Annotated in this window: 10 protein-coding genes and 1 tRNA gene; 1 reads left to right on the top strand and 10 read right to left on the bottom strand. The window is 70.2% G+C overall.

Annotated elements, in window-relative coordinates:
- Positions 1-33: 33 nt before the first annotated feature.
- The 10 genes from prfA to OHA84_RS24305 form a co-directional block, all read right to left on the bottom strand.
- The gene (gene prfA, locus OHA84_RS24350; RefSeq protein WP_053677422.1) at positions 34-1,113 is read right to left on the bottom strand and encodes a peptide chain release factor 1; all 1,080 of its coding nucleotides are present in this window, start codon (positions 1,111-1,113) and stop codon (positions 34-36) included.
- Positions 1,114-1,221: 108 nt separating this feature from the next.
- Complete coding sequence (rpmE, locus tag OHA84_RS24345) at positions 1,222-1,440, bottom strand: 50S ribosomal protein L31 (protein ID WP_053677420.1); 219 nt, start codon at positions 1,438-1,440, stop codon at positions 1,222-1,224.
- A 190-nt stretch (positions 1,441-1,630) separates the two neighbouring features.
- Positions 1,631-2,737: an LCP family protein gene (locus OHA84_RS24340; RefSeq protein ID WP_053677418.1), complete on the bottom strand. Its 1,107-nt coding sequence runs from the start codon at positions 2,735-2,737 to the stop codon at positions 1,631-1,633.
- Positions 2,738-3,108: 371 nt separating this feature from the next.
- Complete coding sequence (rho, locus tag OHA84_RS24335) at positions 3,109-5,292, bottom strand: transcription termination factor Rho (RefSeq protein ID WP_266969774.1); 2,184 nt, start codon at positions 5,290-5,292, stop codon at positions 3,109-3,111.
- 476 nt (positions 5,293-5,768) lie between these two features.
- Positions 5,769-6,695, bottom strand: coding sequence for a homoserine kinase (thrB, locus tag OHA84_RS24330; protein WP_053677412.1), 927 nt, complete (start codon positions 6,693-6,695; stop codon positions 5,769-5,771).
- A gap of 316 nt (positions 6,696-7,011) precedes the next feature.
- On the bottom strand, positions 7,012-8,082 hold the full coding sequence (thrC, locus tag OHA84_RS24325) for a threonine synthase (protein WP_053677410.1): 1,071 nt from the start codon (positions 8,080-8,082) through the stop codon (positions 7,012-7,014).
- 6 nt (positions 8,083-8,088) lie between these two features.
- Complete coding sequence (locus tag OHA84_RS24320) at positions 8,089-9,381, bottom strand: homoserine dehydrogenase (RefSeq protein WP_053677408.1); 1,293 nt, start codon at positions 9,379-9,381, stop codon at positions 8,089-8,091.
- Between the two features lie 124 nt (positions 9,382-9,505).
- Positions 9,506-10,897, bottom strand: coding sequence for a diaminopimelate decarboxylase (gene lysA / locus OHA84_RS24315; protein WP_053677406.1), 1,392 nt, complete (start codon positions 10,895-10,897; stop codon positions 9,506-9,508).
- A 19-nt stretch (positions 10,898-10,916) separates the two neighbouring features.
- A complete protein-coding gene (gene nrtL / locus OHA84_RS24310; protein WP_266969777.1) occupies positions 10,917-12,050 on the bottom strand; it encodes an ArgS-related anticodon-binding protein NrtL in 1,134 nt (377 codons plus the stop codon).
- A 143-nt stretch (positions 12,051-12,193) separates the two neighbouring features.
- Entirely contained in the window at positions 12,194-12,688 is a 495-nt protein-coding gene (locus tag OHA84_RS24305) for a response regulator (protein WP_234349995.1), read from the bottom strand.
- Positions 12,689-12,770: 82 nt separating this feature from the next.
- On the opposite strand from OHA84_RS24305, the gene OHA84_RS24300 reads away from it, so the two are divergent.
- Positions 12,771-12,842: transfer RNA gene (locus tag OHA84_RS24300), tRNA-Arg, on the top strand.
- Positions 12,843-13,143 lie beyond the last annotated feature (301 nt).

The raw sequence follows: 13,143 nt of genomic DNA, 5'->3' as shown, positions 1-13,143 counted from the left end.
TGCTGTCGTACGGGGGGGTGGTGCGGGTCTGGATCAGTGGGCGGCCGCGAGCTTGGCCGCGGAGTCGGTGTCGACGCAGGCCTGGATGACCGGGTCGAGGTCGCCGTCGAGCACCTGGTCCAAGTTGTACGCCTTGAAGCCGGTCCGGTGGTCCGAGATCCGGTTTTCCGGGTAGTTGTACGTGCGGATCTTCTCGGACCGGTCCACGCTGCGCACCTGGCTGCGGCGCACGTCGGAGGCCTCCTGCTCGGCGGCTTCCTGGGCCGCGGCGAGCAGCCGCGAGCGCAGGATGCGCATGGCCTGCTCCTTGTTCTGGAGCTGGCTCTTCTCGTTCTGGCAGGACGCGACGACACCGGTCGGGAGGTGCGTGATGCGCACGGCCGAGTCGGTGGTGTTGACGGACTGGCCGCCGGGACCCGAGGAGCGGTACACGTCGATGCGGAGGTCGTTCATGTTGACCTCGACCTCGACCTCCTCGGCTTCCGGGGTGACGAGCACGCCGGCGGCGGAGGTGTGGATGCGGCCCTGGGACTCGGTGGCCGGCACGCGCTGGACGCGGTGCACGCCGCCCTCGTACTTCAGGCGGGCCCAGACACCCTGGCCGGGCTCGGTCGCGCCGTTGCCGCCCTTGGTGCGGACGGAGACCTGTACGTCCTTGTAGCCGCCGAGTTCGGACTCGGTGGCGTCGATGATCTCGGTCTTCCAGCCCACGCGCTCGGCGTAGCGCAGGTACATGCGCAGCAGGTCGCCCGCGAAGAGGGCGGACTCGTCACCGCCCGCGCCGGCCTTGACCTCGAGGAGCACGTCCTTGTCGTCGCTGGGGTCGCGCGGAACGAGCAGCAGGCGGAGCTTCTCGGTGAGCTCTTCGCGCTGTGCGGTCAGTTCCTTGGCCTCGGCGGCGAAGTCGGGGTCGGTCGCCGCGAACTCCTTGGCCGTCTCGATGTCCTCGGCCGCCTGCTTCCACGCGCGGAAGGTGGCGACGATCGGCGTGAGCTCCGCGTAGCGCTTGTTCAGCTTGCGGGCGTTGGCCTGATCGGAGTGGACCGAAGGGTCGGCGAGCTTCTTTTCCAGATCGGCGTGCTCGCCGATCAGTTCCTCGACCGCCTCGAACATCGGGGGCTCCTGGAGATAAGTGAGAAAGGGCTGCGGGACGAGAAAGGCGCCGGCCCGGCTGCCCCCGTGTGAAACGGTGCGCAGCCGGGATCCGGCGCCGGAGGCTCGCTACTTCGAGCCGGCAGCCTTGCCGAAGCGGGCCTCGAAGCGGGCCACACGGCCACCGGTGTCGAGGATCTTCTGCTTGCCCGTGTAGAACGGGTGGCACTCGGAGCAGACCTCGGCACGGATGGTGCCCTCGGTCAGGGTGCTACGGGTGGTGAACGACGCGCCACAGGTGCAGCTGACCTGGGTCTCGACGTACTGGGGGTGAACATCGCGCTTCAAGGTGTCTCCTAGATTCGGGAGGGCGCCGGGTCGCAGGAGCCGAATTGCGCGCTGCGTGAACCGGGGCCGACAGACCAGTCTGCCAGGACCGGGCCGCCTGTCAAAATTCTGAGGACGCCCTCCTCAACAGGGAGCGGCGGGCATCTATTCCGGCCCCCGGAGGAACCGTCCTGACCTGCGGTGACTCGCGTCAGGGGCTCTGCACGATCGACCCGGCCGTGCCCTTGTCCCCCGCCGAGTCCGCCGTGGCCTCGGCCGGAATCGGCTGGTCGGCGAGCAGGGAGTCCCAGACCATCTTCGACTCCTTGGCGAGGGGGACGACCCGGTTGGGGTCGACGGGGTCGCCGGCCACCGGGAGGGTGATCATCTGCATGTCCGCGCCGTCGATGCCCTGGAGTCCCTGTGCGAAGCCCATCAGGGACTTCACGTCGCCGAGCGCCCGGTCGGTGGTGATCGCCTTGGTGGCGGAGTCCGCGAGGTCGAGCAGCCGTTTGGGGTTGTCGAAGACGCCGACGTTCTTGACCTGCTTGATCAGCGCCTTGATGAAGGCCTGCTGGAGTTGTATTCGTCCCAGGTCGCTGCCGTCGCCGACGCTCTTGCGGGTCCGGACGAGGCCGAGGGCCTGTTCGCCGTTGAGCTTGTTCACGCCGGCCGGCAGGTTCAGGTGGCTGGCGCCGTCCTTGATCGGCTTGGTGGTGGTGACCTCGACGCCGCCGAGGTTGTCGATGATCTTCTTGAAGCCCGTGAAGTCGACCTCGATGTAGTGGTCCATGCGGATCCCCGACATCTTCTCGACGGTCTTGACCGCGCAGACGGCCCCGCCGACCGTGAAGGCCTCGTTGAACTGCGAGCGGTTGCCGCCCTTGTCGGTCTTGCCGTCCGAGGTCTCGCAGGAGGGGCGCTTCACGATGGTGTCGCGCGGTATCGACACCACGCTCGCCTTCTTGTGGCCCTCGTACAGGTGGATGATCATCGCGGTGTCGGAGCGGGCCGAGCCGCCGTCGTCGCGGCCGTACTCGCCGTTGGCTCCGCCGCGGGAGTCCGAGCCGAGGACCAGGATGTCCATGGAGCCGTTGTCGACGTTCTGCGGGCGGTCGGTGCCGAGGGCCTGGTCGATGTCGACGCTCTTCAGGTTCCCGTTGAACTTGAAGTAGAAGTAACCCAGTCCCCCGCCGCCCAACACGACCACGCCGGCGGCCGTCCAGGCGACGACGGTGAGGGCCTTGCGGCGCCGCGGCGGCGGCTTGCGTCGGCGCCCTCCGCCTGCGGCGCGGCGGCCCGTGCTGTCCTCGGTCATGGTCTCCTCAGTCCTGCGTACGGCGCCCGGCCCGGTCGGCCGATCTCCCCCTGCTGCCCCCTGACACAGACGGACTAACGTCCTTCAGGGTTCCACGCCCGCGGGCGTGATCGGGCCGCCTCACGGGCCGCCGGCCCGGGGATCCGCGCCGCGCCGCGGCGCGCTCGCCTGGGGTTTCCCGACGGAAGGGGGCGGCGCGCAGGGGGGTGCCGAAGGGGCGGGAGTGTGTCGAACGTCGCACCGAGTGCCGACAGTGTGTACGCCGCGTGTACGAACCGGCGTACGCCGTCAGTGCCCGTACACGACGAAACCGCCCCTTCCGCGGAGTGCGGCGGGGGCGGTTTCGGTCGGACGTGCGGCTACGGCGACGGTCAGTCGTCGTTCTTGCCCGCGGGCGTCGTCTTGGCGATCTGCATCAGGAACTCGGCGTTCGACTTCGTCTGCTTCATCTTGTCGAGCAGCAGCTCGATCGCCTGCTGCGAGTCGAGTGCGTGCAGCACCCGGCGCAGCTTCCAAACGATGGCGAGCTCCTCCGCGTTGAGGAGGATCTCCTCCTTGCGGGTGCCCGACGGGTCGACGTCGACGGCCGGGAAGATGCGCTTGTCGGCGAGCTTGCGGTCGAGCTTGAGCTCCATGTTGCCGGTGCCCTTGAACTCCTCGAAGATCACCTCGTCCATGCGCGAGCCGGTGTCGACCAGCGCGGTGGCCAGGATGGTCAGCGAGCCGCCGTCCTCGATGTTGCGCGCGGCACCGAAGAAGCGCTTCGGCGGGTACAGCGCGGTCGAGTCGACACCACCGGACAGGATGCGGCCGGAGGCGGGGGCGGCGAGGTTGTACGCGCGGCCCAGACGGGTGATGGAGTCCAGCAGGACGACCACGTCGTGACCCAGCTCGACGAGACGCTTGGCGCGCTCGATGGCCAGCTCGGCGACGGTGGTGTGGTCCTCGGCCGGACGGTCGAAGGTCGAGGAGATGACCTCGCCCTTGACCGACCGCTGCATGTCGGTGACCTCTTCCGGACGCTCGTCGACCAGGACGACCATCAGGTGGCACTCGGGGTTGTTGACCGTGATCGCGTTGGCGATGGCCTGCATGATCATGGTCTTGCCGGTCTTCGGCGGGGCCACGATCAGACCGCGCTGGCCCTTGCCGATCGGCGCGACGAGGTCGATGATGCGGGTCGTCAGCACGCCCGGGTCGGTCTCCAGACGGAGCCGGTCCTGCGGGTACAGGGGCGTCAGCTTCTGGAACTCCGGCCGGCCGCGGCCGGATTCGGGCGCCATGCCGTTGACGGAGTCCAGGCGCACGAGGGCGTTGAACTTCTCGCGGCGCTCGCCGTCCTTGGGCTGGCGGACCGCACCGGTGGTGTGGTCGCCCTTGCGCAGACCGGCCTTGCGGACCTGGGCGAGGGAGACGTACACGTCGTTCGGGCCGGGCAGGTAGCCCGAGGTCCGGATGAACGCGTAGTTGTCGAGGATGTCGAGGATGCCCGCGACGGGGATCAGCACGTCGTCGTCGGCGACCTGCGGCTCGCTCGGCGCGAACTCGTCACGGCCGCGACGGCCACGACGGTCGCGGTAGCGGCCACGACGGCCGCGACGGCCGTCCTCACCGTCGAAGTCGTCCTGGGGGCCGTTGTCCTGACGGTCCTGACGACCCTGCTGGCCCTGGTTCTGACCCTGGCCGCGGCCGCCCTGCTGCTGACGGTCACCGCGGTCCTGGCGATCGGCGCGGTCCTGGCGGTCGGCGCGGTCCTGCCGGCCTCCGCCCTGAGCGCCCTGACCCGCCTGGCTCTGACCCGCCTGGCCCTGACCCGTCTGGGTCTGGCCGGCCTGGCCCTGACCCTGACCGGCCTGGCCCTGGTCGTCGGCCTTGGCGCCGCGGTCACGGCGCTCGCGCCGGCCGTCGCCGCGCTCGGCACGGTCACCGCGGTCGCGACGGTCGCGGCGTCCACGACCCTCGCCGGCCTCCTGGGCCTGACCCTGTCCACCGGAGACGGCGGTCGCGGCCTCGGCCTTGACGTCGGTCTGCGCGGCGGGGGCGGTCTCGGTCTTCTGCTCGACCTGCACGGCGACGGGCGCCGCGGACTCCGGGCTTCCGGAGGGGGCGGTGGCGCGACGGCGGCGACGCTCGCCGGCCGGGGCTTCCTCCCGCTCGGCTTCGCTCGCGCGGGAGGGGCCCCCCGCCGGCTGGCCCGGGATGTCGATCTGGGACTGCTGCGCGGCCTTCTCGACGGGCGCCTCGGCGGCGACGTCGCCCGTGCGGGCCTTGCTGGTGGCGCGGCGCTTCGGCTTGGCCTCGGCGGTGTCCGCGGCGGCGGCCTTGGGGGCGCTGCCGCCCGCCTGCGCCTCCTTGATGACCTCGATCAGCTGGCTCTTGCGCATGCGCGCGGTGCCCCTGATGCCGAGGCCGGACGCGACCTGCTGAAGCTCGGCCAGGACCATGCCGTCGAGGCCGGTGCCGGAGCGGCGACGCTTGGGCGCGGCGCCCGCGGCGGGGGCACTGGTGTCGACGTTGGTGTCGGCAGCGCCCATCAGATCGGTGGTGTCGCTCACGAAGGGTCCTTCCCTGGAGCGGACGTCGGCCTGTCTGGCTCGGCGACCGGTTGTGCTGTCCGACAACGGACCACGACTTGATGGGTCATGGACCGCGGCCGGGGCGGTGGTCCGCCGATAGGGATACGGCGGAGAGAAACGTGCGTGGGTGGTTCCGGCGAGAAGCCCCCGAGCTGAAAGCGTGGGAATGTCACGCCGATTCCGGAGCGTGCTCGAAACTGCTGGTGGCGATCAAAGCAGTCGGGGAGGCTCCCGGAAGAAAGGTGGTCCCGAATGGGGACACTGAGCACCGAGCCATGGCGGCTTCGGATGCGCACTTGAGACTAACACTACCGGATCCAACAGACATTCCCCCTCTCAATCACCGGCTGTAACGCCCTTCCGCGCGAGCGGCCTGCCCGGCCGCCCGCCCTGGTCACTGGCCGGCCTTCCCCTTTTCGGCCGCGCCTTTTCGGCCGCGGCCATTCGGGAAAGGCTCAGCCGCCCTGCGTGCCCAGCGGAAGTACGCTCGCGCCCGCGGCGTCGAGGGCGAGCCGGTTCGCGGCCCACCCCTCGCCCGCGAGCCGCGCGACCTTGTCGGCCGCACCGTTGTCGACCAGCGCGAGGACCGTGGGGCCCGCGCCGGAGATGACCGCGGGAATTCCGTCCGCCCGCAGTCGGCCCACGAGTGCCACGCTCTCGGGCATCGCCGGGGACCGGTATTCCTGGTGCAACCGGTCCTCGGTGGCGGGCAGCAGCAGCTCGGGACGCCTGGTCAGGGCTTCCACGAGCAGGCCCGCACGACCCGCGTTGACGGCCGCGTCCACGTGCGGGACGGTGCGCGGCAGCAGGCCGCGCGCGGTCTCGGTCAGGACCGGCTTGGACGGCACGAAGACCACCGGAACGATGGAATCCGCGGGCTCCATACGGATGGCCTTGGCGCTGCCGCCGTCCATCCAGGCAAGGGTGAAGCCGCCGAGGAGACAGGCGGCGACGTTGTCGGGGTGACCCTCGATCTCGGTGGCGAGTTCCAGCAGCGCGGCGTCGTCGAGCTTCGCCTCCCCGCCTATGGTCACCGCGCGGGCGGCGACGATGCCGGCGCAGATCGCGGCGGAGGAGGAGCCCAGGCCACGACCGTGCGGGATCCGGTTGGCACAGACGACCTCCAGGCCGCGCGGCTGTCCGCCCAGCAGGTCGAAGGCGGTGCGCATGGAACGCACGAGGAGGTGGCTCTCGTCGCGCGGGAGGGTGTCGGCGCCCTCACCCGCGATGTCGATGTTCAGGCCGGAGTCGGCGACCCGGACGACCACGTCGTCGTAGAGCCCCAGGGCCAGACCGAGGGCGTCGAAGCCCGGGCCGAGGTTGGCGCTGCTGGCGGGGACGCGCACTCGTACGGCGGCGGCGCGGAACGCTGGACCTGCCATCGGTCGATGACACTCCTTGTGACTGTGCGAGATCTGGTGCTGGGCGGGATCTTCGCTGCGAATGTACTGGAGAACGTACGACACCCGAAGGCCCTTGGGGCAGCACCGAGTCATATGCGCGGTGGCGGATGTGAGTACAGCGTATCGAAGGAAGGTTCTCTCGCGACATAGGGCGCACAGGAGGCGCACGATGCGTGTCGTGTTCTTCCGCTGAATTCCGTTGTCTTTTGTGCCGTACGGACCGAGTTGCCGGATTCCGGGGACTTCCGGAATCCGGCGACTCGGCGAGGGATCCGACCGGGGTCGGACCCCGGGGTCAGATCAGACCGAGGCGGGCGGCCGCGGCCTCGGCGTCCACCGGAATGGTGATGGGCTGCGGGGCGCCGGCGACGGCCCAGTCGGGGTCCTTCAGACCGTTGCCGGTGACCGTGCAGACGATCTTCTGGCCGGGGTCGACCAGGCCGAGATCGACGGCCTTGAGCAGGCCGGCCACCGAGGCGGCCGAGGCGGGCTCGACGAAGACACCCTCCTGGGCGGCCAACAGGCGGTAGGCCGCGAGGATTTGGCGGTCCGTCACCTCGTCGATGAAACCGCCCGACTCGTCCCGGGCCTGAAGGGCGTAGTCCCAGGAGGCCGGGTTGCCGATCCGGATCGCGGTGGCGATGGTGTGCGGCTCCTTGACGACCTCGCCGCGCACGATGGGCGCGGAACCGGAGGCCTGGAAGCCCCACACGCGGGGCGTACGGGAGGACAGGCCGTCGGCCTTGTACTCCTTGAAGCCCTTCCAGTACGCGGTGATGTTGCCGGCGTTGCCGACGGGCAGCACGTGGATGTCGGGGGCGTCGCCGAGCGCGTCGACGATCTCGAACGCGGCCGTCTTCTGACCCTCGATGCGCACCGGATTGACGGAATTGACCAGCGCCACCGGGTAGTTGTCGGACAGCGCGCGGGCCAGGTCCAGGCAGTCGTCGAAGTTGCCGTCGACCTGAAGGATCTTGGCGCCGTGTACGAGGGCCTGGCCCATCTTGCCGAGCGCGATCTTGCCGCGCGGCACGAGGACGGCGCAGACCATGCCGGCGCGGACCGCGTAGGCCGCGGCCGAGGCCGAGGTGTTGCCGGTGGAGGCGCAGATGACGGCCTTGGCGCCCTCCTCCTTGGCCCGGGTGATCGCCATCGTCATGCCGCGGTCCTTGAAGGACCCGGTGGGGTTGGCACCCTCGACCTTCAGGTGGACCTCACAGCCCGTGCGCTCGGAGAGCAACTGGGCCGGGACGAGGGGAGTACCGCCCTCACGGAGCGTGACCACCGGAGTCGTGGCCGTGACCGGCAGGCGGTCCCGGTACTCCTCGATGATGCCGCGCCACTGATGGGTGCGATTGCTGCTCATGGGTCCTTACTCCCCTTCAACACGCATGATGCTGGCGACACCGCGCACGGTGTCCAGCTTCCGCAGCGCCTCGACGGTCCCGGTGAGGGCGGCGTCGTGCGCGCGGTGAGTGACGACGACGAGGGAGGCCTCGCCGTCCTTGCCCTGTTGCCGAACGGTGTCGATGGAGACACCGTGCTCCGCGAACGTCGTCGCCACCTGGGCGAGGACGCCCGGCTTGTCCGCCACATCGAGGCTGATGTGGTAGCGCGTGACGACGTCGCCCATGGTGCTGACCGGCAGCTGGGTGTACGCAGACTCGCCGGGCCCCGTTGCCTCGGCGAGCTTGTTGCGGCAGACGGCGACGAGGTCGCCGAGGACCGCGGACGCGGTGGGGGCACCGCCCGCGCCGGGCCCGTAGAACATGAGCCGACCGGCGGCCTCCGCCTCGACGAAGACGGCGTTGTACGCCTCGCGGACGGACGCCAGCGGGTGGCTGAGCGGGATCATCGCGGGATGCACGCGGGCGGTGACGGACTGGCCGTCGGCGGCGCGCTCCAGGATCGCGAGGAGCTTGATGGTGCAGCCCATCCGCTTGGCGGAGGCGAAGTCGGCCGCGCTGACCTCGGTCATGCCCTCGCGGTACACGTCGTCGAGGCGGACCCGGGTGTGGAAGGCGATGCCGGCGAGGATCGCGGCCTTGGCGGCGGCGTCGTAGCCCTCGACGTCGGCGGTCGGGTCGGCCTCGGCGTAGCCGAGCGCGGTGGCCTCGTCGAGGGCCTCCTGGTAGCCGGCGCCCGTCGAGTCCATCTTGTCGAGGATGAAGTTCGTCGTGCCGTTGACGATGCCCATGACCCGGTTGATCTTGTCGCCGGCGAGGGACTCGCGCATCGGGCGGACCAGCGGGATGGCGCCGGCGACGGCCGCCTCGTAGTACAGGTCCAGCCCGGCGGCGACGGCCGCGGCGTGCAGCGCGGCGCCGTCCTGGGCGAGCAGCGCCTTGTTCGCCGAGACCACGGAGATGCCGTGCTCGAAGGCGGTGTGGATCAGGGCGCGGGCCGGCTCGATGCCGCCGATGACCTCGATGGCGACGTCGATGTCACCGCGTTTGAGGAGGGCGGTCGCGTCGGTGGTGATGAGCGCCGGGTCGATGCCCTCGCGCACCTTGGAGGGGCGGCGCACGGCCACGCCGGCGAGCTCGACGGGCGCGCCGATCCTGGCCGTGAGGTCTTCGGCGTGCGTCGTCATGATGCGCGCCACCTCTGAGCCGACCACTCCACAGCCCAGCAGCGCCACCTTCAGCGGACGCGTACGCATCATTCGACCTACGCCTTTCGATCTTCCATCGCTACCCGGAGCGCGGTTTGCACACCAGGTGTGAACCAGTCTCACTCAATGGACAGCAGTTTCCATCCTCGGTCCATTGAGTGAGACGTCTATTTCATCATCCGAGGTCGAGACTCAGGAGATCCTCCTCCGTCTCCCGACGGACGATCACTCGCGCCTGTCCGTCGCGCACGGCGACGACGGGCGGGCGGAGCGAGTGGTTGTAGTTGCTGGCCATGGAGCGGCAGTACGCGCCGGTGGCCGGTACGGCCAGCAGGTCGCCCGGGGCCAGGTCGGCCGGCAGGAACGCGTCCTTGACCACGATGTCGCCGCTCTCGCAGTGCTTGCCGACGACGCGGACGAGCATCGGTTCGGCGTCGGAGACGCGCGAGACCAGGTTGACCGTGTACTCGGCGTCGTAGAGGGCGGTACGGATGTTGTCGGACATGCCGCCGTCGACGGACACGTACGTCCGCAGCCCCTCCAGCGGCTTGATCGTCCCGACCTCGTACAGCGTGAAGGCCGTCGGGCCGACGATCGCCCGTCCGGGTTCCACGGAGATCCGCGGGGCGCGCAGCCCGGCCGATTCGCACTCGCGGGCGACGATCTCGTGCAGGGCCTTGGCGATCTCGTGGGGCTCGCGCGGGTCGTCCGCGGAGGTGTAGGCGATGCCGAGGCCACCGCCGAGGTCGATCTCCGGGAGTTCGACGCCGTGCTCGTCGCGGACGTCGGCCAGCAGCCGGACCACGCGCTTGGCCGACACCTCGAAGCCCGCCATGTCGAAGATCTGCGAGCCGATGTGGGAGTGGACGCCGAGCAGCTCCAGGCTGTCGTGCCCGAGTGCGCGGCGCACGGCCTCTGCGGCGGAGCCGTCCGCGACGGCGATGCCGAACTTCTGGTCCTCGTGGGCGGTGGCGATGAACTCGTGGGTGTGTGCCTCGACGCCGACGGTCACGCGGATCTGCACCGGCTGCCGTACGCCGAGCTCGCGCGCGATGTGCGCGACGCGGGCGATCTCCTGGTACGAGTCGAGGACGATGCGACCGACGCCGGCCTCGATGGCGCGGGTGATCTCGGCGACGGACTTGTTGTTGCCGTGGAAGGCGATGCGTCCGGCGGGCATCTCGGCGGCGAGCGCCGTGGCCAGCTCGCCACCGGAGCAGACGTCGAGGTTGAGCCCCTCCTCCTTGAGCCACTTCACGACGGCCTTGGAGAGGAACGCCTTGCCGGCGTAGAACACGTCCGCGTCCGGCCCGAAGGCGTGCGCCCAGGCGCGGCAGCGTTCACGGAAGTCCGACTCGTCGAGGAAGAAGGCGGGCGTCCCGAACTCCTCGGCGAGGCGGGTGACTTCGACTCCGCCGACGCTGACCACGCCGTCGTCGCCGCGCGTGACGGTCCGGGCCCAGACCTTCTCGTCGAGCGCGTTCAGGTCGGCGGGCGGCGGGGCGTAGTGGCCCTCGGGCAGGACGTCGGCGTGGCGGGGGCCGGCGGGGTGCGCGGAACGGCTCATCGAAATCTCTCTTTGCGGGTCACAGGCGTTCAGGGGCGTCCATGCCGAGCAGGGTCAGGCCACCGGCCAGCACCGTCCCGGCGGCTTCGGCGACAGCCAGCCGGGAGCGGTGGGCGGCCGAGGGTTTCTCGTCGCCCTGGGGCAGTACCCGGTACTGGAAGTCGAGCAGGGCGTCGGCCAGCTCGACGAGCTGCCGTACGAGCCGCTCGGGCGCACGGTGGTACGCGGCGGCCTCCAGGGCGAGGGGGTGCTCGGCGAGGACGCACAGGAGGGCGTTCTCACCCACCACCTCGCCGGGCAGGCTCTGGAACTCTTCGGGCAGGCTCTCGAACCCGAGCTGGGCGGCGTTGCGGGTCAGCGCGCGGGCGCGGGAATGGGCGTACCGGACGCGGAAGAACTCGTTGGACTCGTCCTGCGCGAGCAGCCGCTCGGCGAACACCGGGCTCTCGTGGGGCGCGACGGCGAGCATGGCCCAGGCGGCGGCGTCGACGCCGAAGCGCGCGCCGACGTCCCCTTCCCTGGCGGGGACGGGGGCGATGTTCGGAGCGGTGTCCGGGGTGGGGGCGGTGCTCGTGGTGGGGGCGTTGCTCGGCGCCGGTTCGGTGCTCGGCGCCGGTTCGGTGCTCGGCGCCGGTTCGGTGGCATTCGGCGTCGAGCCCTGCGTGGCCGCGATCCTCAGCAGCGCGTCGCGGACGACGCGCGCGCGGACTTCGGCGCTGGGAGCGGGGACGGCGGCGAGATCACGGTCATGGTCACGCTCACGGTCCGAGGCATGGTCCGGGTCGGGATCCGGGGCGGGATCCGGGGCGCATCCGTATCGGATTCCCTGGGCGTGGATCTCCCGCAGGAGATCGGCGACGGAACGCTTCCGCAGCACGAAGTTCAGGAACCCCGCCCCGCTGATCTCGACGCGCTCGATCCCGTCCGCCACCTCCAGTCGGCGCGCGAGCACCCCCGCCACCTCACCGGGTGCGCGGCGGGCCGACCTCGCCACCTGGAACGCGACGGGCGTGGCGTACTCCCCCACCCCACCGGGGCGGGTCCGCTCGACCACGACCCGGTCGGGAACGACCGCGTCCGCCGGAAGCTCCCCGTCCTCGACGGCGCAGCGCACGGCGCGCACGACGGTACGAGAGAGGTCAGCGGGGGTCACGTCACCCAGCCTAGGGGAGAAGCCCCCGGGTCACGCGAAGGGTTTCGGCATGTGAACACACACGTGAACACACACCTGGACACATAGAAGAGGACAGGACCCGCGCGAGCCGTCAGCCACGGGGTCCATCCACCCCGTCGGCCTTACCCTCGTCCTCTGCCCGCCGGTGTCTCTTTCCGCTCGCGCCGGTCCCGGCGCTCGGCCAGCCTGCGCACGACGCGCACCAGCTCGGCGGGCTCGAAGGGCTTGGCGAGGAAGGCGTCCACCCCGGCGGCGATCCCGACCTCGACCTCGTACTGGGTGCACGCACTGACAATGGCGACGGGCAGATGCCGCGTCCGCGGATCGGCCCGCAACTGCGCGGCCGCCCCGAAGCCGTCCAACCGAGGCATGACCACATCAAGGGTGATCACGTCCGGACACACCTCATGTACGACGTCCAGGCACTCGGCACCATCGTTCGCGGTCACGACCTCGAAGCCCTCCAGCTCGAGATTGACCTTGATCAACTGCCGGATGACCTTGTTGTCGTCGACAACAAGCACCCGACCCGAGGCGCCTGACACAACTCGAGAGTAGGTCCGCCACAGCCCCCGCGTCCGGGTTTTTGCCACTTCCACCCCCTGCGGGCGACGCACTCCCCACTCCCCGGTAAACGAGTTCCTGATCACCCGGTGAGAGCTGGTAGTGTTCAACCCGTCGCAGCAACACAAGCGACGCGCCCCCGTAGCTCAGGGGATAGAGCAACGGCCTCCGGAGCCGTGTGCGCAGGTTCGAATCCTGCCGGGGGCACTTCGCAGGAAGTGCCCAAAGACCCCGCCATCAGCGAGTTCGCTGAGACGGGGTCTTCGCGTATGCGCAGCCAACTGCCGTCCTGTGCAACCGCATGTCAGGCCCTGTGGACTATTCGTGGACAGGATCTCGACCGATCGCCCCAGGTCAACCCGGTAACCACTGAAGGCCCGGGTCAGGTCCAGGGGCCTCGCAGCGCTTCGCCACTCACTCGCGATCACTCGTACTCGCGCAGCAGATCTTCGATCCGACGGTTGGCCACCTCCTGGCGGCCGTCGAGGCACTTCGCGAACCGACTGAG

Source organism: Streptomyces sp. NBC_00513, from assembly GCF_041431415.1.
Classification (GTDB): domain Bacteria; phylum Actinomycetota; class Actinomycetes; order Streptomycetales; family Streptomycetaceae; genus Streptomyces.
The sequence above is the reverse complement of the archived record's forward strand: the minus strand, read 5'-3'. Positions and strand labels throughout refer to the sequence as shown.